Below are 20982 nucleotides of genomic sequence, written 5' to 3'. Positions count from 1 at the left end.
CTCTACCAACTGAGCTATTCCAGCGAAACATGAATAGTATACCTTGTTTTTGCAGTTCGGTCAAGAGGCGTACATAAAAAATGCGCATTTTTCTTCACTCATGACGAAAAATGCGCAGACAGAGCCGTGTTTTATTCGGCGGAAGATTCATTCCGCGTATCGGAATTTTGAATGGTGGGGGCAGAGGGGGAATCTGGATCAGGTACAACAGGAATGAAACGCTTGGCAAAGCGATTCTTGCCGCGGCTGCGGACATAAAAATATCCGATGACCGAAAACACAGCCGCTCCCACAAAGTTGACAAAGAGATCCATCATGGTATCCAAAAGACCGATGTCCAGATACCCGCCCAGGCCCAGAGCTGTTTGGGTTCCATCTCCCTGTACAACAATCACATCCACAATGTCTTTTAGCCGTATGGGGGTATTGCCGCCGGTAGGGTCCAGCTTGACGGTGCCGATTTCATGAATGATAATATCTTTTTGCATGTCCAGGAAAAACAGCTGATCCATGGTGCATTCAAAAAATTCCCACAGGATGCCCACTGTCATGGAAAAGCAAAAAGCGACCACGGCCAGATACAGCGGAGAAAGCTGGAAAGTGATCCGCTTCTGACGATTCAAAAGGTCCAACAAGGAAAAACCAATAGCTGCACACAGAAATCCGTTCAGTGTGTGCAGAACTGTATCCCAATAAGGATGTTTTATATAATAAGCGCCAATCTCGCCCATGATCTCTGCGGCATAGATAAACAAGAGAATAATGATTTCTAATGTGTCCGGCAATTCGATGGACAGGCGCTTTTCCAGCATGGTCGGCAATGAAAACAGGAACAGGACCAGTACACACAGAAATACATTTTCAAAATTTCGATTGAAAAGCTGTGCCACCAACACCAAAATAACAGATACGCGCAGGAAAATATATACCAGCATCACGCCGCGTTTATGGTACCAGGCGTCTTGAAGCGTGCTCCGGAAACTTTGCTTTTTGGCTTTATTGGGCATAGCAGACCTCTTTACATTTGTTAATCCAGGCTGAAATCTTTGGGGTCCAGGTGCGGAAGTTCCTGCCGGCGCGGTGTACGCATGATCGGATCATACACGAATTTTCGGCAGGAGTAATAGGGAGATACAACACCACGCTGCTTGCAAAGCACCATGCGGTTGTCCGCAGCGGGACTTCCATGCAGGCAATATGCGCATGCCGGTGCGATTTTACTGCCATAGATCGGCTTTTTGAACATAGGATGGCTCCTCCTGCCTGCAATTATTACCGATGAATAGAACTATTATAATTTTTTTGGCGGATTTTGTAAAGAACAGCGCAAAGAAACAAAAAGACGACAAAAGCAGCGTCGGGCGATACCCGATTGGTGGCAATAACCCGCGGCGCCAGACTGGAAAAGACTGGAAATTCGCCTGGGATCAGGCTCACGGCGATGCGCAGCAACACCAGCATAATGGGAATATGAAGAAGGCGGGAGCAAAATAAAAGCCCCAGATCAGCCGCACTGTGAAGAATGGCGTGAAGTTGTGTGAATACCGATACGCTTAAAAAGCTCAGACAGAAACAGATGCCCTGGCGTGCTGTCCAGCCTCCAAGCGCTGCAAAATCGGCGCAGCCGGAACTGATTTCCAAAAAGGCGGAAACAAACGGTACCAGAACCGGAGCAACGGGAAAAGAACACAGAAGGATGGCATGCACAATTCGGAAAAAGATAACAGAACCGCACAGACAAAGACAGCTGTCAGCGGCGCTGGTAATGGCATCGGAAAGGGAAACTGAAGGGGTGGCTGACTGGGCAGACTGATAGGGGAGACGTGTGCGGGAATGCCGTTTGCTAATGATTGGCCACAACAGAAGGGCACACAAGAGGTTGGCAATCAGCTGTACTGTATACAGAAGGATTCCGGTACGAACAGAACCAAGCATTTGTCCGCCGATGCAGCCGATGACGAATCCGGGACCAGAACAGCATCCCAGCATGAAGAGCAGCTGTGCGTCACGATTAGAAAGCTTGCCTTGGGTGAGCAGGTCTCTCACAAGGCTGGCGCAGACGGCATATCCGCCAAGCCAGGATAAAAATAAGGCGGTCCAGAAACTGCCTTTTTGCCTGCTGGCGGAGGCAACCATACTGCAAGTGACGAAGAAGGGGAACAGGGCAGGCAGCAGGGTGTGAAGACATAGCGAAACACCCTGGGCAAAACCTGATGCCGCGGCAGCAGGATTACACAATAAAAGAATGGTCAGGCCAAGGAATGCAGCTAGGACGAAAAAGCGGGAGCGCCAAAAGAAACACATAACCGGAACTCCTTTGCTATATATTTGGGATAACGCCATGCGAACGCGGAAAGGGGCTCTGCCATGAAACGATATCGCCGCCCTCATCGGCGACCGGAAAAGCAGAACGCAGAACCTGGAAAATGGTTTTGTCCGCCTGCGCGGGACTTTTATCGGTTGCCGGACCTGGTTCTGCGTAGTGGGTATGTTGCGACGGACGGCTGCCGTCGGGTCCTGGATTTCACGCCGGAAAAGATCTGTCTGGATCTGGGAGATACCATTGCTACATTGTATGGAAATGGACTGAAGATAGAATCATTCTCCGGCCGGCGACTGATCGGATCCGGCCTTGTTCGGAACATCGAATTCCGGCAGAAGTGGGAGGCGGAGCCTTGATGAAACGCAAAACTGCCATATGGGCAGACCAGATCATGTTTGAGGTGCGGGGAGAAGGCGCCAAAAACTTCTTGAGCAAAGCCGCCCGGACTGGTGTGCATCTTTCTCGCGTGTCCTGTACGGAAAAGGGATATGCCGGGTATGCGGCGGGGGCTGACCTGCAGCGCCTGACCATGGCTGCGAAGGAAACAAAATCGGATTTGCACATCCGATACAGGCGCGGCCCGGGAAAATGGCTGGAACGATCTGCCGCTCGCCCGGGACTGATTGCGGGGGTGACGGTATTTTTTCTGCTTCGGTGGTATCTGAGCGGGTTTGTGTGGACCATTGATTTCGGAGAAATGGACATGGCACGACAGTCGGAGTTTCGGGAGGCCCTGGCAAAACAGGCAATATGGGAAGGTTGCCGTATGGAGGAAAAACGGCTGCGGGAAGCGGAAGAAGCCATCGAACTGGAGATGCAGGGAGCAGGATGGGTAAGTTTGAATTTTACTTCAGGGTGTCTGTTTGTCGAAGAAAACGAAAGAGAAATACAGGAAATCCGACAGACAACAGACCCGCAGGCACTGTATGCCAAGGCCAGCGGACAGGTCCTTTCCATTGAACTGGAAGGCGGATTTGCGGAGGTCGTGGCGGGACAGTATGTGTCGGAAGGCCAGCTTTTGGCCAACGGACAGAAGGCCGACCGACAAGGGGAGGCGGTGATTCAGGGGGCTACGGGTACGATTCGCGGACGAATGCGGAAAACGTATATGGCGGAGCAGGCGCTGCATACCGAAAATCTGGTGCTGACAGGAGAATCCTGCACAATGGAAAGCTGGCAGATTTTGGGACAGGTATGGGAAAAGAGCGAGGTCCCGTCCTGGCAGGAACCTGAATCTGTGACCGAGTGGCTCCCGCTGCGGATCGGCCGTCTTTCACTTCCAGGCAGTCTGCGCCGGATCACCCTTTGGGAAAAGGAGGCACAGCCCATAGAGTATTCGGAAAAAACGGCTGAAGCCATGGCGGCACGGTCTTGCAGACTGGATTTACTGCGAGAGTTCCCGGATGCAGAGCTGGAAACCGAGATACTGACTTTTGAAACGGATGGGCAAACGGTGCGCTGCAGTGCCGATTATGTATTTTGCGCGGAAATGACGAAGGTGGGGCCGCTGGCACCGCTGGAAAAAACGCAGACCACATCCTGAACCGCCGCTGCCCACAAACTGGCAAAAAATTTGTATAACATTCATAGTTTCTTTTCAACGAAATTGTGATATAATGCAAAGTAGCATGATGTTACTCTGGAGGTAATGTATTTGGCAGAACGATCAGTCGAACTGGACAGCATTGAGCTGGCTGCGGCAGTTTTTGGAAATTGTGACCAGAATCTTCGCATGTTGGAAAACGAGTTCAAGGTCACAGCCGTGTGCAGGGGCTCTTTGCTGAAATTCACCGGCGAGCAGGAGGGCGTCAACGCCGCAGTGCACGCCATTGAAGGTATGGTTACCCTGATGGAAAACCATACCCCGCTGGACGAACAGACGGTGCGTTATTGCATCAGTCTGGCACAGGCGGGAGAAGAAAAGCGTCTGCGGGAACTGACCGATGACTTTGTGGCGGTGACGGCCAAGGGACGGCCAATTCACCCCAAGACCCTGGGCCAGAAGGAATATCTGGCCGCTATCCGCAGCCATGCCATTACCTTTGGAGTGGGACCGGCCGGCACGGGCAAGACCTATCTGGCGGTAGCCATGGCGGTCAAGGCTTTCAAGGCCAAGGAAATCAGCCGCATTATTCTGACCCGTCCGGCAGTGGAAGCGGGGGAGAAGCTGGGCTTTTTGCCCGGTGACCTTCAAAACAAGGTCGATCCGTATCTTCGCCCGCTGTATGACGGGCTGTTCGATCTGTTGGGGGCCGAGACCTTCCAGCGGCTTGTGGAAAAGCAGGCGATCGAGGTGGCACCACTCGCCTATATGCGCGGGCGCACACTGGATGATGCCTTCATTATTCTGGATGAAGCACAGAATACCACTCCCGAACAGATGAAAATGTTTCTGACCCGCATGGGGACCAACAGCAAAGTGGTTGTGACAGGGGATATCACGCAGATCGACCTGCCGGATAAGGCCAGGAGTGGTCTGGTGGATGCCCTCAAAGTTCTGCGCGGCATCCAGGGCATTGCCCAGGTTCAGCTCACCGACAAGGACGTGGTGCGCCATCGTCTGGTGCAGCAGATCGTCAAGGCTTATGAAAAAGCAGCGGCTGCGTCTCGCCGCTGATAAAATAGTACGGGAATTTTTCTGCCGATAAAATGAAATTTACATAAGGAGGAACCTCTTATGGCAAACAAAGTGCTGATCAGCAACGAGCAAAACGCCGTCAAAGTTCCGTCTGGGCTGCGCATTCTGATTCGGCGCAGCTGCAACGCGGTATTGAACTATGAAAAGTTTGACGGCCCTGCCGAGATCAGTGTGACCTTTGTGGATAACGACCGTATCCATGAACTGAACAAGCAGTATCGCAACAAGGACAGCGCCACCGACGTGCTGAGCTTTCCCATGGGGGAGAACGGCGTGTATGACATTGATGAGGACAACGGCTGCAAGATCCTGGGCGATATCGTCATCTCCATGCAGCGTGCCATGGAACAGGCAGAGTTGTACGGACACTCTCTGCAGCGGGAAGTGGCTTATCTGACCGTTCACTCCATGCTCCATCTGCTGGGATACGATCATGAAACCAGTGGGCTGGAAGCTGTCCGTATGCGTGAAAAGGAAGAAGCCGTTCTTCTGCAGTTGGGACTGCCGCGCACCGTATCCTACACAAACGATGAGATTCTGTACGAATGAAGATAAAATCTGACCTTGCGCGCTTCGGCCGCGGCTTTGTGTACGCGCTGAACGGCATTCGCGCCGCTGTGCAGGAAGAACGCAACTTCCGTTTCCATCTGTGTGCGGCGGTATATGCCTATGCAGCGGCTTTTCTGGCGGGGCTGGATGCCATGGGATACGCATTGCTGGCACTTTGCGTGTTTTCGGTGATGGCCATGGAGCTGATGAACTCTGCCATTGAGCGGGCCGTGGACAAGCCGGATACCGAGCATTGGTGGAGTGCCGGTGCTGCCAAGGATATGGCGGCCGGTGCGGTATTGATTACTGCTGTCGGCGCAATTTTTGTCGGCGTTTGCCTATTTGCCAACGAAAAAGCGATCACTGCCATCTGGAACGGTGTGACCGCCAGTCCTCTGACGATCGTGTTGTGGCTTGCCTCTTTGGCAGCCGCCTATTTGTTCACCTTCCGCTATGGCAATACAAAAGAGAAAGGTACTTCCCAAAATGCCCAAAAATCCAAACAAGCATGAGCAACCACAGACCAGCAGTGTCTTTGTGGCACTGGTCGGTCGCCCGAATGTGGGTAAATCCAGCCTGACCAATACGTTGGTGGGGGAAAAGGTTGCCATTGTTACCAAAAAGCCGCAAACGACCCGCAGCCGGATCACGGGCGTGATCACAAAAGGCCCGGTGCAATATGTTCTGATGGATACGCCGGGGATTCATACACCGCGCAACAAGCTGGATGCCCGCATGACCCAGACGGCTGCCGCCAGCGTCAAGGATGTGGATGTGACCCTGATGCTGTTTGAGCCTTCGGGAGAGCTGACCGAAGCCGAGACCACTATGATCGAAGCACTTCGCAAATCCGGGCCGGCTATTGCGGTCATCAACAAGGTGGACCTGCTGCATGGCTTTGCAGAACTGGAAGCACGCAAGCAGCAGATTGAGGCCTTGGGTGTTTTCGATACAGTGCGGACTATCTCCGCCAAAGACGGCACCGGCTGTGAAGAACTGTTGGAGGTCCTGCGGCAGTATGCCACTCCGGGACCGCATTATTTTGATGATGATGCTTTCACCGATATGCCGGAAAAGGAGCTGGTGGCGGAACTGATCCGGGAAAAGCTCCTGCTGTTCATGCGGGACGAAGTGCCCCACGGTGTGGCAGTCACGGTGGAAAGCTTCAAAGAGCGCCCGGACAAGGACCTCATTGATATTTCGGTGGAGATCTGCTGCGAGCGCAAGAGCCATAAAGGCATGATCATCGGCAAGGGCGGTCAGATGCTGAAAAAAGTGGCCAGTGCCGCCCGGACCGACTGTGAGGAGCTTCTTGGAACCCACATCAATCTGCAATGCTGGGTGAAGGTCCGGGAAGGCTGGCGGGATAGCGAGCGCCTCTTGGATGACCTTGGCTTCGCAAAGCCCTGACAGATTTTTCCAGGATTCTGTTGACCCGGTTGGACAACTTTTCCGCAGATACGTCTGTACAATGGATGGTACATTCTATCTACGGGAAGAGGGGCCGGTATATGCAGCAGGATCAGTCGGATTATGGCATCCACGAGTGGGCTCTGTTTGCCCAAACGGGCAGTATTTATGATTATTTGAGCTACAAGACCCGGCAGACTCGCAAGCCGGAGGGGAAAGGGGAATCTGATGCAGATCGCGACGACCGGGCTGGTGCTCCGCCAGGTCAAGGTGGGCGAGGCGGATCAGATCCTGACCCTGCTGACGCCTGATCGTGGAATTGTTTCGGCTTCGGCCAAGGGAAGCCTGCGGCTGAAGAACAAACTTTTCAGTTCCTGCGGGCTGTTCTGCTATTCGGAGTTTACCCTGACCATCGGGCGCAGCAGCAATTTTGTGGACAACGCTGCGGTGAAAAAAGTGTTTCACGGACTGGGACGCACGGTGGAGGGAATGTCTCTGGCGGTCTATCTGGCTGAAGCGGCCACAGTTCTGGCTCCGGAACCACCCGAGGCCGCTCAGCTGCTGCGCCTGACACTGAACACTTTGTATATGATCAGCGAAGGCAAACGTCCGCTGCGGCAGCTCAAGGCTATTTATGAGATGCGCGCTATGTGTCTGGCAGGATATATGCCGCATATTTTGGCCTGCGATACCTGCGGCCGGTATGATGGCATGGATTTTTACCTGGATACGGCAGGGGGGAGCCTGCTATGCGCCGATTGTGCTGCCAAGGCTGGCCGGTCCCCCAACCTGGACCCGGGTGCACTGTATGCGCTGCGCCATATTTGTCTGGCAGATGATGGAAAGCTGTTCAACTTTACATTGACCGACGCAAGTACCAGACGGCTGAACGCCGTATGTGAAAGGTATCTTCTGGCCAACCTGGATCACGGACTGAAGAGCCTGGATTTTTTGAAAACCGTATTGGAATGACCAAGAGCAAGGAGTAGAATCCCCACCCATGGACTTTTCTTATAAAACCACATTGGAGCTGGATAAGATCATCAATCGCGCGGTAGACCTCTGTGCCTGCCAGGAAACCAAGGAGCAAATGCGAACGATCCAGCCGTTTATGACCCCGGAGGAAGAGCGGTATGAGCTGAGCAAGACCAATGCTGTCAACAGCTTGCTGATTAAGAACGGCAGTCCCCGGTTTGGTGCTGTGAGCGGGGCCAAACGCATTGCCGCTCACGCAGTCAAGGGAGGAATCCTCTCAATGGGGGAACTGCTGGAGATTGCCGCTACCCTGCGCAATTTCCAGGGGCTGAGCCAATGGTATGGCCTGACCGAGCATGAGCCGCTGCCTACCGACGATCTGTTTTTTGCTTTGGCGCCGCAGCCTCAGCTGGAGCGCCAGATTACCGACAGCATCCTGTCCCCGGAAGAAATGGCTGATACAGCCAGCATCACTCTGCGGGATCTTCGCCGTAAAATTCGGGCTACCGAGGATTCTATCCGTACCAAGCTGGATTCCATCATCAAGAATTCCACCACCAACAAATTCCTGCAGGATGCGGTGGTGACCCTGCGCAACGGCCGGTATGTAGTGCCGGTGCGTTCGGAATATCGTGGTGAGGTAGGCGGCGTGATTCATGACGTTTCCTCTACCGGCGCCACCGTGTTTGTGGAACCCACGGCTGTGGTGGAGGCCAATGCCAAAATCATGCAGCTGCATGCCCAGGAGCAAGAAGAAATAACCCGCATCCTGTCTGCATTTTCGGCGCAGGTAGGAAGCCTGGAGCCCCAGTTCTCCTATAGCTATGATGCCATGTTGTCCATTGATTTGCTGCTGGCAAAGGCCCGTCTGGCTGTGGAACAGAACGCCTTCATGCCCCAAGTCAGCGACACATGCCGATTCTCGCTGAAAAAGGCCCGCCACCCCCTTATTGACAAGAAAAAGGTGGTTCCCGTCGATATTTCGTTGGGCGATGAATATGATACGCTGGTTATTACCGGCCCCAATACCGGCGGCAAGACTGTCAGCCTGAAAACCGCAGGTCTGCTCAATGCCATGGCCCAGTATGGCTTTTTGATTCCCGCGCACGAAAGCAGTTCTGTTTGCTGTATGCAGGAGTATTTGGTGGATATCGGTGATGAACAAAGCATCGAACAGAGTCTGTCCACCTTCTCCGGCCATATGAAACGCATTACCGAGATCCTGCAGCTGGCTGGCCCGGATGCACTGACCCTGCTGGATGAGCTGGGCGCCGGTACAGATCCGGCCGAAGGTGCAGCACTGGCGGTAAGCATTCTGGAAAGGCTGCGCCGTATGGGAACGCTGCTGATGGCCACCACCCACTATGCGGAGTTGAAGGTATATGCCTTGGAGACCCCCGGCGTGGTCAATGCCAGCTGTGAATTCAATGTGGAGAGCCTGATGCCAACCTATAAGCTCAGTGTTGGCGTGCCGGGTAAATCCAATGCTTTTCTGATCAGCGCAAAACTGGGAATTCCCGAGGATGTCATTGATGCAGCCCGTGCGCACATGTCCAATGACGACAAGCGTCTGGACAGTGTTCTGGCCCAGCTGGATGATATGAAACTGCGGCTGAAAAAGGCCGAAGATGAGGCGGAAGAGGCAAAGCATCAGGCAGAAAATGCCTTGGAAAGCGCCAAAAAAGAACGGGACGATCTGGTAAAGCGCGGGGAGGAAGAGCTGGAAAATGCCCGCAAGCAGGCCCGTGATATGATCCAGAAGGTGCAGAACGAAGCGTACGCCCTGACAGATGAATTGCGCCGTCTGCAAAAAGATGAAAAAGCCAGTGCGGCCCAACGCGCCGTCCGGGCCCGGGAAATCGCCCGCAGAGACACCGAAAAAATGCTGGCAGGAGCTGCATCCCGTCAGCCGGTGGCAGAGTATGTTCCTCTCAAGGAAGTCAAGGTTGGACAGGAAGTGGTCATCGCCGAACTGAATCAGACGGCGGTTGTGATGGCCCGACCGGATCGCGACGGTCTGGTGGAGGTCCGCGCCGGTATCCTGAAGACAAAAGTGCCGCTGTCCGGGCTCAAAGCTCCGGACAAGATGCAGAAAAAGCCGCGGCAATCCCAGGCTCCGCGCACCCACACCCGGGTTCAGCTGGACCATGACCGCAAAGCAAGTCTGGAATTGAATCTGTTGGGCTATACCGTGGAAGAAGCCATCGGCGAGGTGGATCGGTTCCTGGACGGTGCAGTCATGCGAGGACAGCATACGGTATACATCATCCACGGGCTCGGCACCGGCGCACTGCGCGCCGGCATCCAGAAGCATCTGCGCACCCACCGTCAGGTCAAGAGCTTCCGGTTGGGCGGCTATGGCGAAGGTGGCAGCGGTGTTACCGTTGTGGAACTGAAATGACGGCAGTCGCCCTGACCGGCTTGTTTGATATGCCATAAGGAAAGGAAGGCTGCGGATATGCAGGATGACTATATTCGTTCGCGCGGATTCGCATTGACCCTGGCCCGCCGCGCTGTGGATGATATTCGCCGGGATGAGTTCCGGCAGCTGCGCAACTATGTGGATCTCTGTCAGGCTCTGGCTCAGAAAACCCGATTCAACGGGTTCTTCACACAAGCACAGCAGGTTTTGCAGCGGGCTGACAGTTTGTACTATGCTTTGATCCAGAGTTTGCTGGAACGGGTGGATGCCGAACATTTATGTGCTTTCGGCGTCAACCTGGGCGTCGGCGGAGTCGTATATGGCGCGACTCGGCTGAAAGAGGAAATTGAGCGTACCGGTAAGCCTTCTGCCTGGATCAATACCGCCAACTGTGCGGCGATACAATTGGAAGAAGCAATGACACAGGCCGAACAGGCCGGACAGTATGTATGGGTTTTGTATGCGCAGGATGCGCAGGCTCTTCAAAAAGCCGTAATCCTTACAAAGCAGCACCCCTTTGCGGCGTTCCTGCTGGTAGCTGTGCCGGAGGTGATTGCGGCTGTACCGGCGGACCTGTTTGACGGATGCCACAATCTCAGTATTTGGCTGCTGTTGCCGGCCCCGGTCCTGGATCAAGAAACGGTCGAGGTGGCCAGCAGCCTGCGCAGCCATAAGCTTTTGTTCGGTCTTGCCATTTTGTTGGATGAAAAAAGCGTTAAGCAGGCAATGGATCCGTGTTGGTTGGAACAAATGGCCGAATGCGTGCCTTTTTGCCTGTATGCCCGAACGCCGGACATGAATCCTGATACGGCACAACAGCTGCGCAGCCGTGTGGTGCGCAGCCGTACCGAATCGGCTACACCGTTGCTGGTGTTTGATTGGGATGGTGACCTGTCTGCCATCAATAAACGAATTTCCGGGCAAGCCGTGGTGGGTGCACCGGTGGAAGCCCATCTGCCTTTCCCGTTTTCCCGGTAAATAAAAAGTGAATCCCGCAGCCTACAAAGGAAAGTAAGGCTGCGGGATTTGTTTTTTATGATTTTCAATCTTTTGGAGGCGCTGCTGAAGCGGTGCCGTCCAGCAGTTCATGCAGCAGATTGCTGTCATGGAGGGCCAACAGATATCCGGTCTGTTGGGAAAGTTCCCGTTCCATGCCGCCGCGCACCCAGGGCATCAAAACCCCCATGCCGGCTCCGGCCAGAAACTGGGATAAAAATTCCAGCTCGTCTGCGCGCATATCAGGGCGGCACTCACTTAAACGCTGCCGGTTATATTTCTGCATGAAATCGTATATGTATTCGGAAAGGCTGTTCTGCCCTGTGTAGGCCAAAGCGTTCTGATAGAAAACTTTATTCTGGCGGAAGTATTCTTCCAGACCCAACAAAATGTCCTGCCAACTTCCGTATTTTGTGTGTTCGAACAGAAAAGGAGTTACACCGGTCTGGAAATACCATGTTACCAGATCATACTTGTCGGCAAAATGGTAATAAAAGGTGTTCCGGCCAACGCCGGCCTTTTCTACAATATCGTTAACGGAGATTTTTTCCAACGGCATGGTCAGCATCAGCTGCTGCAGGCTTTGCGCCAGCAATAGTTTGGTTTGGCTGGTTTTGGGCATGGCCGGCTTCTCCTTCCGGGGTGACACATAGGTGAAAAACAGACGAATATTGTCTATATTATACCATATTTCTTAAAAATGGAACTGGGAATCCAACCTTATTTTGCCGAAACTGCGGCTCGAAAACTGTCTCTTTTTGAACAGATTTTCGGTTTTGACCATGTACAGGACCTTGTGATTGGCGCTAAAATAGGCCTAAAAATGGAGGGGATGTTGCCACAAGGCAGCTTTCCCCGCGTTTTTTGGAAAAAGGAGAGATGGTTATGCCGACCAATAAAATTGTTCATGCAGCACAGCGCGCGGCGTTCAGTGCTGCTATCGATGCAACCATTCATGCGGTGCGTGGGAAAGGCACCGAAAAGATGGCCGAAAATGCTGTGAAACTGATTGACTTGGGCGAACCCTTGCTGAAGGACCGGTATCCCGCCAGTGCTTTTGAGGCAGCACGCAAGTTGGTGCAGGATCCTAATGGCAAATGGATGCAGTTTGCCTACCGTGCCATCAACGAAATCGATCCCAATGTGCTCAAAATGAATGTGCTGAACCTGGTGTTTGAGGGCATGCTCAGCGGATATAACCAGGTGTGCGAGCTGCGGGAAAAATATGACTGCAACATGCCCTGGATCCTGCTGTTTGACCCCACTTCTGCCTGCAACCTTCATTGCAAGGGCTGCTGGGCGGCGGAGTACGGCAACCGCCTGAACCTCAGTTATGAGGATATGGATCGTATTGTGACGGAGGGCGAAGAGCTGGGAATCCACTGGTATATGATGACCGGCGGTGAGCCCATGTGCCGCAAGGACGACATCCTGAAGCTGGCGGAAAAGCATCAGACATCGGTGTTTCATCTGTTTACCAACGGAACGCTGATCGACGACGCATTCTGCGAGGAGGTCAAAAAAGTAGGCAATATGGCGTTCTTCCTGTCGGTAGAAGGCATCGAAGACGCCACAGATGATCGCCGCGGTGAGGGCGTGTTCAAGCGTGTCATGCATGCCATGGATCTGATGAAGAAGCACGGTCTGCTTTTTGGTACATCCATCTGCTACACCAGTGCCAACTACAAGGCCGTTACCGACGACGCTTTTATGGATATGCTGATCGATCATGGCGTGCGGTTCAACTGGTACTTCCACTATATGCCCATTGGTGCGGGAGCCAGCGTGGACTTGATGCTCAACCATGAGCAGCGGGAGTACATGTATCGTCGCGTTCGGGAGATCCGCGGCCTGACCGGCGGCAAACCTATTTTCTGCATTGACTTCCAGAACGATGGCGAATATGTGGATGGCTGCATTGCCGGCGGGCGTCAGTATGCCCATATCAACCCCAACGGCGATGTGGAACCCTGTGTTTTCATTCACTATTCCGGCGCCAACATCCACGAAAAGTCTTTGTTGGAATGCCTGCAGCAGCCGCTGTTCAAGGAATATCACAAGGGGCAGCCTTTCAACAAGAATCATCTGCGTCCCTGCCCCATGCTGGAAAATCCCGAATTTCTGGCGGGCATGGTGGAACGCAGCGGTGCGCACAGCACAGACATGGAAAAGCCTGAGTCTACCTCTGACGTGTATCGCCGCTGCAAGCCTTATGCGGATCAGTGGACTCCCACGGCCAATAAACTCTGGAACGAGTCTCATCCCGAAAAGCAAAACTGATTGTTTCTTTCCCCGATCTTCGTATTTGCACAAAACAAAGGTGCCCCGCTGCGGCTTGTCGGCCACGGCGGGGCGCCTTTGTTTATAGATGCGCATTTTGCGCATTTTCTCACCCACAAAGGCATACACTTGGTATATCACCGCAAACGGGAAGGGGGACGGCGCTTGAAGACAGTGATCTATCTGGATGTATTGCTTCTGACCAACTTCCTTATCGCGTACGCTTTACTGACTGCTTCCGGACTGTTGGCGGGCAGGCAAGCGGGATTTGCCCGGATGTTGTTTGCCTCTCTTTTGGCCGCTGCCTCTTCCATGATACTGTTTGCTCCGGAGCTGCCCTATCCGGTGCAGCTGGCCTACAAGCTGACAACGGCAGGACTCATCGTATGGGCTGCCTTTGGCATTCGGCCTTTTCGGGTCTGGCTGACAGCCCTGTGCTGGTACACGGGATTGAATCTGCTGCTGGCGGGTTTGAGTATCCTGGTCATACTGCAAACAGATTCTCCGCTTGTCCAGACAGGCAACCTGGCGGTGTATCTGCGAATCCCGCCGCTGGTGCTGCTGTTGCTTGCAGGTGTATGCAGTCTGGTGGTGTGGGTCGTGCTCCGTTTCTTGCATGCGCCGCGCAGTCAGGAGCGGACCGCCGGAATTGAACTGGAACTGTGTGGTGCCACCGTTCGATTGCGGGCGGCATTGGATACCGGCTGTCATCTGAAAGACCCTGTTACATGTCTTCCTGTTCTGCTGGTCAGTTATCCGGATGCACGTTCCCGCCTTCCCGGGGCTGCCTGCCAGTTTCTCGACAGTTGGTTTGCGGGTCAGAACCCGGATGGGGTTGCAGCTGGCTTGTCTCTTCGGCTGATTCCCTGTGCAACGGCTGCCGGACGAAGTATTCTGCCCGGGTTTACGGTACAGCAGATCGGGCTGATTACCTCTCAGGGAGTCCTTTCACTGGGACGCTCGGCCATTGCATTTACCAAGCAATCTTTTTCTGCAGAATATGAAGCATTGTATGGCAGTGACTTTCTGTGAAGAGGGGGAGGAACTCTTATGAAAACAATGCAAAAAGTCGGACAGGCGCTGGGACGGCTGCTTCTGTGCCTGGGAGTACCGCAGGAACTGTACTACATCAACGGGCCGGATACTTTGCCTGCACCGCTGGATGCACAGGAAGAAAAAAGAGTCTTTGCTGATCTGGCAGCAGGCCATCCGGGGGCCAGGGATACCCTGATCACACATAATCTTCGTCTGGTTGTCTACATTGCAAAAAAGTTTGAGAGCCCTGCTGCCGGGGTGGAGGACATGATCTCCATCGGAACCATCGGATTGATCAAAGCGGTGAATACCTTTGAGCCGGATAAGAACATCAAACTTGCCACATATGCCAGCCGATGCATCGAAAATGAGATTCTTATGTATCTGCGCAAGAGCTCCAATCGTCGTCAGGATGCCAGTATCGACGAACCGCTGAACACGGACTCTGACGGCAATGAGCTTTTGCTGATGGATGTTCTGACCAGCGACGACGGGGAAGTGGGGGAGGAACTGGAACGCAGCGCCGAACGCACAGCGCTCCGACAGGCAGTGAACCGCCTGTCGGAGCGGGAGAGAACGATTATGGAAATGCGGTTCGGACTGAATGGACAGGCGGAACATACCCAAAAAGAGGTGGCCGACCGGATCGGCATTTCCCAAAGCTATATTTCACGGCTGGAAAAACGGATCATCAAACGCCTGCGCAGGGAGATCGAGACGGTGGTCTGAGCACAGCGGCTTTACAGTTCGGTGGCTGCACTTTGCTGCACAAAATCCGTAGCTACGCCTCCCAACAGATTCATCTGCGGATTCTGAGCGAACAGGGCAAAGTCGAAGCCGTCCCGTGTCCATTGCAGCATACCGTTTCGTCCGGGAGATTGGCTCTGCGTTACTGTTATTCCGTCAATCTGATAGGAATATACACTCTCATATTCCTGGTCAGAAAATTCATCGGGAATGTCCATAGTCCCGGCGGGAGCGGCGCGAAGTCTGGCCAGGATGTCAGGGGTGATCACGTACTCGATTTCAGCGGTGCCGTGATTGATCAGCCAAATGCGGCGAGGGACCAGGATCTCACTTTCCGGATGGGATGTGATGGCAAATCCGGCTGTGCGCGGGAAAGAGGGGGCTGAATATTCCTGTTGGACATTACCGGTGTCCGCTTCGTCTGTGGCGGGATGCAAAGTAATGAAAAGCGCCGCCGCTGTAGCCACAAAAAGAGCGGAAGCCAGCAGGAACAGATAGAACCAGATAAATTCGGGCATAGAAATCGACCTCCTTTGGGCCAGTCTATGCACCGGACATGTATACCGTGCAGATTTTACCAGTCATCCGTTTGTCTGCCGCAGTATCGGATCGCCCATACTGTTACACAAACGTAGACAGGGAGGATTGGCTGAACATGTACGCAGGAAAAGTGGAAATTTGCGGTGTCAACACATCGCAGCTGCCGGTTCTGACCGAACGGCAAAAAACGGAACTTTTGCTGGCGGCGCGCAGCGGCAATGCGGCAGCGCGGCAACAGATGATTCAGGGAAATCTGCGTCTGGTCCTCAGTGTGGTGCAGAAATTTTCCGGAAGAGGCGAAAATCTGGATGACCTGTTTCAGGTGGGATGTATCGGATTGATCAAAGCCATCGACAACTTTGACCCCACCCTGAAAGTGAGGTTCTCCACGTATGGTGTACCCATGATTGTGGGAGAAATCCGCCGATTTTTGAGGGACAATACACCGGTCCGTGTCAGTCGCTCCATCCGTGATCTGGCTTACCACTCCATGCAAGCCAGAGAGGAACTGCAAAAGCAGACAGGACGGGAACCACGGGTGTCCGAAATCGCCCGGCGGGTAGGGGCGGCTCCGGAAAATGTGGCCATGGCACTGGAATCGGTGGTGGAGCCGGCCAGCCTTTCGGAACCGGCTTATAGTGACGGAGAGGATTCCGTCTCGCTGATGGACCGTGTCCCGGAAGCCGGCGGAGAAGAAAGCTGGATCAGCGGCATCATGTTCAAGGATACGGTCAAGGCGTTGTCTGACCGTGAACGCCGGATCATCTCTCTGCGGTATCTGGCGGGCAAGACCCAAGTGCAGGTGGCCAAAGAAATCGGCATCAGTCAGGCACAGGTAAGTCGTCTGGAAAAAAATGCTCTTTGCCGTATTCGGGAACAAATTTCCTGCTGCTGACAAAAAGAAGCACCCCGCTGTGTTTGCGGGGTGCTTCTTTATACCTGGTCCTGGGGCGGCTGTGCGGCAGCTTCGGCCGCTTCCTGCTCCCGCTTCATGTTGCGGATCAGGTTTCGGATATTGCGGGAATCGGGCAATTCCACCTTGCAAAGGCGGAGTGCGCGCTCAAAAGATTTATGGTTTTTGTACAGGATTCCGGTGATGCCCAGATTGTATGCTGCCTGGGCATTTTGCTTGTTGTCATCGATAAAGATGGATTCATCATAGGCCAGGTGGTATTTCTGCATCAGCAGCGTATAGATCTTGGGATCCGGCTTGCAGAGATGCACATCACAGGAAGCAATGCCCCCATCAAACAGGGGGAAAAAGTCCCGGCGGCTGATCTGTTCGAAGGTGTCAGACGCAATGTTGGAAAGATAGTACAGCTTATAGCCGGCCAGTTTCAGCTTGCACATGGTCTTCAGGGTACGCTGGTTGGTCTGCAGGATGCTTTCCCATTCGTCAATGACCGTCTGTACCTCAAAGGTGCGGCCGCAGCGTGCCGCGTTTTCCAGCATGATTCGGTTAGCGGTACCGCGGGAAATGTCACCACGATCCAGATCTTCCCATTCCTTGCTGCCAAACGTCAGCGTGTAAACGATATCTTCCGCCTTTTTATTCATAAAACGGTCCATCAAAAAATCCTTGGGGGTAAAATTGACCACGACCCCGCCCAGATCAAAGATGATGTTCTTATACATACATAAAGCCCTCCGCTCGGAATGTTGCGCTTCTATTATACACGCAAACGGGCCAAGAAACAAACCCCAATCTGCCGCATATAGTAAATTCAGAGAGGAGGGGAGGCAATATGACGTTATATGAGTTGAGCCGTAAGGATGTTATTCAGACCCAGACCGGAGAAAATCTGGGAAGGGTAGACGATCTTGTACTGGAAGAAGACGGCGCCCGTGTCAGCCGGCTGGTCCTGCGCGGCCGCCCCCGATGGTTCGGGCTGTTTGGCCGTGATGAAGACCTGGAAATCGAGTGGAAGGACATCCGCAGCATTGGCGCCGATGTGATTATGGTGGATGTGCCACAGGCTCCGGCCAAAACAGCGTATCCCCGGCGGCATCGTTTCGGATGACCTTATTGGGGACGTGTGGCATAGAAATTGCCGCTTTCATCACAGGCTGCGTAAAAGACTTCACCTGTCTGTCCGATTCCGCAGCGGTGTAGCTGTTCTTGCAGCCAGACGCGATCACGGCCGCATTCTTTCAGATTGTTTTCCATGATGTTCCCATCCAGAATCAGATCATACCAGAGGGAGACCGGTGCGGGGGATTGCCCCACATCCTGCGCAGTGGCGGATTTGTATTCGCTGCGCGGCAGGAAGCTGATTTGGCCATTCGTCTCCAGAATAGCGCTTTCCAGCTCATTCAGATCATGGTATCCGGCCACGCGGGCTTGTGCCAGAAATTCATTCAGGTCAATCCCGGCGCGGCCAAGCTCTTTTTTGCGGATCACACCGTTTTTCATGAGCACGAGGGAGCGGCCATCGATCAAGATACGCAGCCAAAAGCTTTTGCAGGCACCGTAGTGTACCAGCCAGGTCACGGCACCGTAGACCAGCAGCGCGGTAAAGGGACGGTACCAGCTTTCCAGATTGGTGGCCATCTCAGCGGCAATAGAACCGACGGTGATGCTGTTGGCGTAGTCAAAAATGCTCATCTGTGAGATCTGACGTTTTCCGCCCAGGCGGGTTGTGGCAAACATGACAAGCAGAGAAACAAGACTGAAAAGAATGACCTGACCCACTTCCACTGCGATTTTCATGGTACATTGACCCCTTAGAATGTTTATAAGATTTTTGCCGCAGACATTGTTACGGTCTGTCTCCGGACTATATTTCAATATTTTGTACGTTTTGTAACATATTATGCCATACGCTTGCTATTTGACGAAAAAGTCGCTACAATATACATTGTATTTTTGTACACCAACGAAAAAATGGCAGACGGAAGGGTGAGTCCGGGGTGCAGCAGGTCTTTATTATCAACCCCAAGGCTGGCAAAAAGGACGCCAGTCACTGGCTGATTCCGGCTATCCGGATGGCTGCCGACCAAGCGGGTTTGAATCCTGAAATCTATTGTACGGAATACGCCGGACATGCCCGCCGCCTGACCGAAAAATTGGCGCATGAGGACAGACAGGTTCATATCTATGCCTGTGGCGGAGATGGAACCCTCAATGAAGTTCTGCAGGTGGCTGCCGGCAGGGAAAACATTGCTGTGGGATGTGTTCCCTGCGGCAGTGGAAACGATTTTGTACGCAATTTCGGAACAGCGGAGGATTTTCTCGATATGTCCGCCCAGCTGCAGGCTGTTCCGGTGGCGTCGGATGCACTGCTGACCGACCTTGGCGTGGGGGTGGACATCTGTGCCGCCGGACTGGATGCGCAGGTTGCCTATGGGATTCCAAAATTCCGGCATCTGCCCGGATGCGGTGGGACCATGGCCTATTCCTTGTCCATTCTGCAGGCTATGCTGTCCCCCTTCGGGCATCGGCTTCGGCTGAGCCTTGACGGCGTTGAACAGACCGGAACCTACATGATGATGGCGGTCTGTAACGGGCGAATGTATGGCGGCGGATATGAAGCTGCTCCGTATGCCCGGATGGATGACGGGCTGTTGGATGTGGTGCTGGTCAAGCCCATGTCCCGGCTGCGCATCGCGTCGGTGCTGGCACTGTACCGGGAGGGGAAACACCTGCGGCCGGATGGTTCTGTGGAACCGTCTCTGACACGGTGGATGTCCTTTCAGCGTGCCCGCCGGGTCACACTGAAAGTGCTGGATTCACGGCCTATTGTTGCCACATTAGACGGAGAATGTGTTCCGGTGCGGCATCTGAATATAGAAAATGCGCCGGGGTGGCTGCGTTTGCTGCTTCCGCCCACGGTGCTGCAAAGTCAAACTGTACTTGCCGGGGCAGACCCGTGCATGGCAGGGGACACTGTCCCCGGGAGGGAAAAGAATGTCTGAACAGAAGGTCAAAGTCAAGGTGACCCACAATGTCGTGCATTTGCCGGCCATTGCGCTGCGCGGGCTTGTGGTGTTTCCCAACAATATCATTCATTTTGAAGTGGGCCGCGCCAAGTCCATTGCTGCCATTGAGGCGGCCATGCATGGCAACAGCAGCATTTTTCTGGTGGCCCAGAAGGAGACCGACACGGAAGAGCCGGTTGCGGAAGATCTGTATACATTCGGTGTAATCGCCGAAATCAAGCAGGTATTGCGTGTCTCGGACGAATTGGTCAAGGTTCTGGTGGAGGGCAAGACCCGCGCCAAACTGCTCTCGCTGGATGACACCGGAAAATATCTTATGGCTGAAGTGCGTACCGCTCCGGTACGCGGCATCCCGGCCAATAAGCGCAATCAGACCGAAGCTCTGGTGCGCAGCCTGAAAGACTGCTTTGAGGAGTACCTGTCGTACAGTCCGCAGATCTCCAAGGATATCGTTTACAATATTGTTTCTTCGGACAGTCCGCTGTATCTCAGTGAGTATATGCCCGCCAATCTGCTTTTCAAATATGAGGACAAACAGGCCATCCTGAACGAATCCACCCTGTTGGGCCGCCTGGAAAAGCTGCTGATTCTGCTGCACCAGGAGTGTGACATCCTGTCCATCGAGAAGGACATCGACGACAAGGTCAACGTCCAGATGGACAAGAGCCAGCGGGATTATTATCTGCGGGAGCAGATGCACATCATCAGCGAAGAGCTGGGAGACAGCGAAGATACCCGTGCTGAGGCCGACAACTACCGGGAGAAAATCCGTGCTTTGCATCTGGCGCAGGAAAGCGAAGAAAAGCTGCTGAAGGAATGCGACCGTCTGGCTCGTATGCAGGGCAATGCGGCAGAAATCAGCGTGATCCGCGGCTATCTGGATACCTGTCTGTCCCTGCCCTGGCATACCTATACCAAGGATGATTACGACCAGGGCCATGCCCGCCGTGTGCTGGACAAGGACCACTATGGCCTGCGCAAGGTCAAGGAGCGGATTCTGGAACTGCTGGCCGTGCGCAAGCTGAACACCGAGGTCAAAGGGCAGATCATCTGCCTGGTAGGCCCTCCGGGCGTGGGCAAGACTTCTATCGCCCGGTCCATTGCCGCCTGTATGAACCGCCAGTTTGC

At 53.7% G+C, this 20982-nt stretch carries 23 protein-coding genes; 16 read left to right on the top strand and 7 right to left on the bottom strand.

What is annotated here, in order from left to right; translation table 11 throughout:
* Positions 1-131 precede the first annotated feature (131 nt).
* The 3 genes from Q0K17_RS05595 to Q0K17_RS05585 are packed head-to-tail and all read right to left on the bottom strand — an operon-like array spanning position 132 to position 2304.
* The gene (locus tag Q0K17_RS05595; protein ID WP_294540817.1) at positions 132-1007 is read right to left on the bottom strand and encodes a hypothetical protein; all 876 of its coding nucleotides are present in this window, start codon (positions 1005-1007) and stop codon (positions 132-134) included.
* A gap of 20 nt (positions 1008-1027) precedes the next feature.
* On the bottom strand, positions 1028-1246 hold the full coding sequence (locus Q0K17_RS05590) for a hypothetical protein (protein WP_294540815.1): 219 nt from the start codon (positions 1244-1246) through the stop codon (positions 1028-1030).
* Positions 1247-1272: 26 nt separating this feature from the next.
* Complete coding sequence (locus Q0K17_RS05585) at positions 1273-2304, bottom strand: hypothetical protein (RefSeq protein ID WP_294540813.1); 1032 nt, start codon at positions 2302-2304, stop codon at positions 1273-1275.
* Between the two features lie 63 nt (positions 2305-2367).
* On the opposite strand from Q0K17_RS05585, the gene Q0K17_RS05580 reads away from it, so the two are divergent.
* The 9 genes from Q0K17_RS05580 to Q0K17_RS05540 all read left to right on the top strand — a co-directional run bounded on the left by Q0K17_RS05580 (position 2368) and on the right by Q0K17_RS05540 (position 11295).
* Positions 2368-2679: a YabP/YqfC family sporulation protein gene (locus Q0K17_RS05580; protein WP_294540812.1), complete on the top strand. Its 312-nt coding sequence runs from the start codon at positions 2368-2370 to the stop codon at positions 2677-2679.
* Positions 2679-3866 (top strand): sporulation protein YqfD, encoded by a 1188-nt coding sequence (locus Q0K17_RS05575; protein WP_294540819.1) that lies wholly within the window; start codon positions 2679-2681, stop codon positions 3864-3866. Before Q0K17_RS05580 ends, Q0K17_RS05575 begins: the two co-directional genes overlap by 1 nt.
* A gap of 111 nt (positions 3867-3977) precedes the next feature.
* Positions 3978-4940 carry a PhoH family protein gene (locus tag Q0K17_RS05570; protein WP_294540810.1) on the top strand — a complete coding sequence of 321 codons (963 nt, stop codon included), beginning with the start codon at positions 3978-3980 and terminating at the stop codon, positions 4938-4940.
* Positions 4941-5000: 60 nt separating this feature from the next.
* Entirely contained in the window at positions 5001-5510 is a 510-nt protein-coding gene (ybeY, locus tag Q0K17_RS05565) for an rRNA maturation RNase YbeY (protein WP_294540808.1), read from the top strand.
* Positions 5507-6022: a diacylglycerol kinase family protein gene (locus Q0K17_RS05560; protein ID WP_294540806.1), complete on the top strand. Its 516-nt coding sequence runs from the start codon at positions 5507-5509 to the stop codon at positions 6020-6022. The genes ybeY and Q0K17_RS05560 overlap by 4 nt, the downstream gene beginning before the upstream one ends.
* A gap of 25 nt (positions 6023-6047) precedes the next feature.
* Complete coding sequence (gene era / locus Q0K17_RS05555; RefSeq protein WP_294540804.1) at positions 6048-6920, top strand: GTPase Era; 873 nt, start codon at positions 6048-6050, stop codon at positions 6918-6920.
* 228 nt (positions 6921-7148) lie between these two features.
* Positions 7149-7892 (top strand): DNA repair protein RecO, encoded by a 744-nt coding sequence (recO, locus tag Q0K17_RS05550; protein WP_294540802.1) that lies wholly within the window; start codon positions 7149-7151, stop codon positions 7890-7892.
* Between the two features lie 28 nt (positions 7893-7920).
* Complete coding sequence (locus Q0K17_RS05545) at positions 7921-10296, top strand: endonuclease MutS2 (RefSeq protein ID WP_294540800.1); 2376 nt, start codon at positions 7921-7923, stop codon at positions 10294-10296.
* A 57-nt stretch (positions 10297-10353) separates the two neighbouring features.
* Positions 10354-11295, top strand: a complete 942-nt coding sequence (locus Q0K17_RS05540; RefSeq protein WP_294540799.1) for a hypothetical protein — start codon at positions 10354-10356, stop codon at positions 11293-11295.
* A gap of 64 nt (positions 11296-11359) precedes the next feature.
* On the opposite strand, the gene Q0K17_RS05535 is transcribed toward Q0K17_RS05540, so the two are convergent.
* Positions 11360-11935, bottom strand: coding sequence for a TetR/AcrR family transcriptional regulator C-terminal domain-containing protein (locus Q0K17_RS05535; protein ID WP_294540796.1), 576 nt, complete (start codon positions 11933-11935; stop codon positions 11360-11362).
* A gap of 263 nt (positions 11936-12198) precedes the next feature.
* On the opposite strand from Q0K17_RS05535, the gene Q0K17_RS05530 reads away from it, so the two are divergent.
* The 3 genes from Q0K17_RS05530 to sigK are packed head-to-tail and all read left to right on the top strand — an operon-like array spanning position 12199 to position 15357.
* Positions 12199-13593, top strand: a complete 1395-nt coding sequence (locus Q0K17_RS05530; RefSeq protein ID WP_294540794.1) for a radical SAM protein — start codon at positions 12199-12201, stop codon at positions 13591-13593.
* A complete protein-coding gene (locus Q0K17_RS05525) occupies positions 13594-14625 on the top strand; it encodes a sigma-E processing peptidase SpoIIGA (protein WP_294540793.1) in 1032 nt (343 codons plus the stop codon).
* An 18-nt stretch (positions 14626-14643) separates the two neighbouring features.
* On the top strand, positions 14644-15357 hold the full coding sequence (gene sigK / locus Q0K17_RS05520; RefSeq protein ID WP_294540791.1) for an RNA polymerase sporulation sigma factor SigK: 714 nt from the start codon (positions 14644-14646) through the stop codon (positions 15355-15357).
* 11 nt (positions 15358-15368) lie between these two features.
* Here sigK and Q0K17_RS05515 read toward each other — a convergent pair whose 3' ends face one another.
* Entirely contained in the window at positions 15369-15893 is a 525-nt protein-coding gene (locus Q0K17_RS05515) for a hypothetical protein (protein ID WP_294540789.1), read from the bottom strand.
* Between the two features lie 137 nt (positions 15894-16030).
* On the opposite strand from Q0K17_RS05515, the gene Q0K17_RS05510 reads away from it, so the two are divergent.
* Positions 16031-16810 carry a SigB/SigF/SigG family RNA polymerase sigma factor gene (locus tag Q0K17_RS05510; protein ID WP_294540787.1) on the top strand — a complete coding sequence of 260 codons (780 nt, stop codon included), beginning with the start codon at positions 16031-16033 and terminating at the stop codon, positions 16808-16810.
* Between the two features lie 38 nt (positions 16811-16848).
* Here Q0K17_RS05510 and Q0K17_RS05505 read toward each other — a convergent pair whose 3' ends face one another.
* A complete protein-coding gene (locus Q0K17_RS05505) occupies positions 16849-17550 on the bottom strand; it encodes an HAD family phosphatase (RefSeq protein ID WP_294540785.1) in 702 nt (233 codons plus the stop codon).
* Positions 17551-17660: 110 nt separating this feature from the next.
* Here Q0K17_RS05505 and Q0K17_RS05500 point away from each other — a divergent pair, with 110 nt between their 5' ends.
* Complete coding sequence (locus Q0K17_RS05500; protein WP_294540783.1) at positions 17661-17936, top strand: YlmC/YmxH family sporulation protein; 276 nt, start codon at positions 17661-17663, stop codon at positions 17934-17936.
* A gap of 2 nt (positions 17937-17938) precedes the next feature.
* On the opposite strand, the gene Q0K17_RS05495 is transcribed toward Q0K17_RS05500, so the two are convergent.
* Positions 17939-18625, bottom strand: a complete 687-nt coding sequence (locus tag Q0K17_RS05495) for a DUF421 domain-containing protein (RefSeq protein ID WP_294540781.1) — start codon at positions 18623-18625, stop codon at positions 17939-17941.
* Between the two features lie 200 nt (positions 18626-18825).
* On the opposite strand from Q0K17_RS05495, the gene Q0K17_RS05490 reads away from it, so the two are divergent.
* Both Q0K17_RS05490 and Q0K17_RS05485 read left to right on the top strand, forming a co-directional pair.
* Positions 18826-19830 carry a diacylglycerol kinase family protein gene (locus tag Q0K17_RS05490; RefSeq protein ID WP_294540778.1) on the top strand — a complete coding sequence of 335 codons (1005 nt, stop codon included), beginning with the start codon at positions 18826-18828 and terminating at the stop codon, positions 19828-19830.
* A partial coding sequence (locus Q0K17_RS05485; protein ID WP_294540776.1) for an LON peptidase substrate-binding domain-containing protein occupies positions 19823-20982 on the top strand: 1160 nt, incomplete at its 3' end. The genes Q0K17_RS05490 and Q0K17_RS05485, both read left to right, overlap by 8 nt.

It is taken from the genome of uncultured Gemmiger sp. (assembly GCA_944388105.1).
Classification (GTDB): Bacteria; Bacillota; Clostridia; order Oscillospirales; family Ruminococcaceae; genus Gemmiger.
This window is presented reverse-complemented; position numbering and strand designations above follow the sequence as displayed.

Coding starts and splice junctions, on each gene's coding strand:
- Q0K17_RS05540 (WP_294540799.1), top strand. CDS start 10,354: ATGCAGGATGACTATATTCGTTCGCGCGGATTCGCATTGACCCTGGCC.
- Q0K17_RS05575 (WP_294540819.1), top strand. CDS start 2,679: ATGAAACGCAAAACTGCCATATGGGCAGACCAGATCATGTTTGAGGTG.
- Q0K17_RS05510 (WP_294540787.1), top strand. CDS start 16,031: ATGTACGCAGGAAAAGTGGAAATTTGCGGTGTCAACACATCGCAGCTG.
- Q0K17_RS05530 (WP_294540794.1), top strand. CDS start 12,199: ATGCCGACCAATAAAATTGTTCATGCAGCACAGCGCGCGGCGTTCAGT.
- Q0K17_RS05585 (WP_294540813.1), bottom strand. CDS start 2,304: ATGTGTTTCTTTTGGCGCTCCCGCTTTTTCGTCCTAGCTGCATTCCTT.
- Q0K17_RS05545 (WP_294540800.1), top strand. CDS start 7,921: ATGGACTTTTCTTATAAAACCACATTGGAGCTGGATAAGATCATCAAT.
- Q0K17_RS05495 (WP_294540781.1), bottom strand. CDS start 18,625: ATGAAAATCGCAGTGGAAGTGGGTCAGGTCATTCTTTTCAGTCTTGTT.
- sigK (WP_294540791.1), top strand. CDS start 14,644: ATGAAAACAATGCAAAAAGTCGGACAGGCGCTGGGACGGCTGCTTCTG.
- Q0K17_RS05590 (WP_294540815.1), bottom strand. CDS start 1,246: ATGTTCAAAAAGCCGATCTATGGCAGTAAAATCGCACCGGCATGCGCA.
- ybeY (WP_294540808.1), top strand. CDS start 5,001: ATGGCAAACAAAGTGCTGATCAGCAACGAGCAAAACGCCGTCAAAGTT.
- Q0K17_RS05500 (WP_294540783.1), top strand. CDS start 17,661: ATGACGTTATATGAGTTGAGCCGTAAGGATGTTATTCAGACCCAGACC.
- Q0K17_RS05515 (WP_294540789.1), bottom strand. CDS start 15,893: ATGCCCGAATTTATCTGGTTCTATCTGTTCCTGCTGGCTTCCGCTCTT.
- Q0K17_RS05535 (WP_294540796.1), bottom strand. CDS start 11,935: ATGCCCAAAACCAGCCAAACCAAACTATTGCTGGCGCAAAGCCTGCAG.
- Q0K17_RS05560 (WP_294540806.1), top strand. CDS start 5,507: ATGAAGATAAAATCTGACCTTGCGCGCTTCGGCCGCGGCTTTGTGTAC.
- Q0K17_RS05580 (WP_294540812.1), top strand. CDS start 2,368: ATGAAACGATATCGCCGCCCTCATCGGCGACCGGAAAAGCAGAACGCA.
- Q0K17_RS05595 (WP_294540817.1), bottom strand. CDS start 1,007: ATGCCCAATAAAGCCAAAAAGCAAAGTTTCCGGAGCACGCTTCAAGAC.
- recO (WP_294540802.1), top strand. CDS start 7,149: ATGCAGATCGCGACGACCGGGCTGGTGCTCCGCCAGGTCAAGGTGGGC.
- Q0K17_RS05505 (WP_294540785.1), bottom strand. CDS start 17,550: ATGTATAAGAACATCATCTTTGATCTGGGCGGGGTCGTGGTCAATTTT.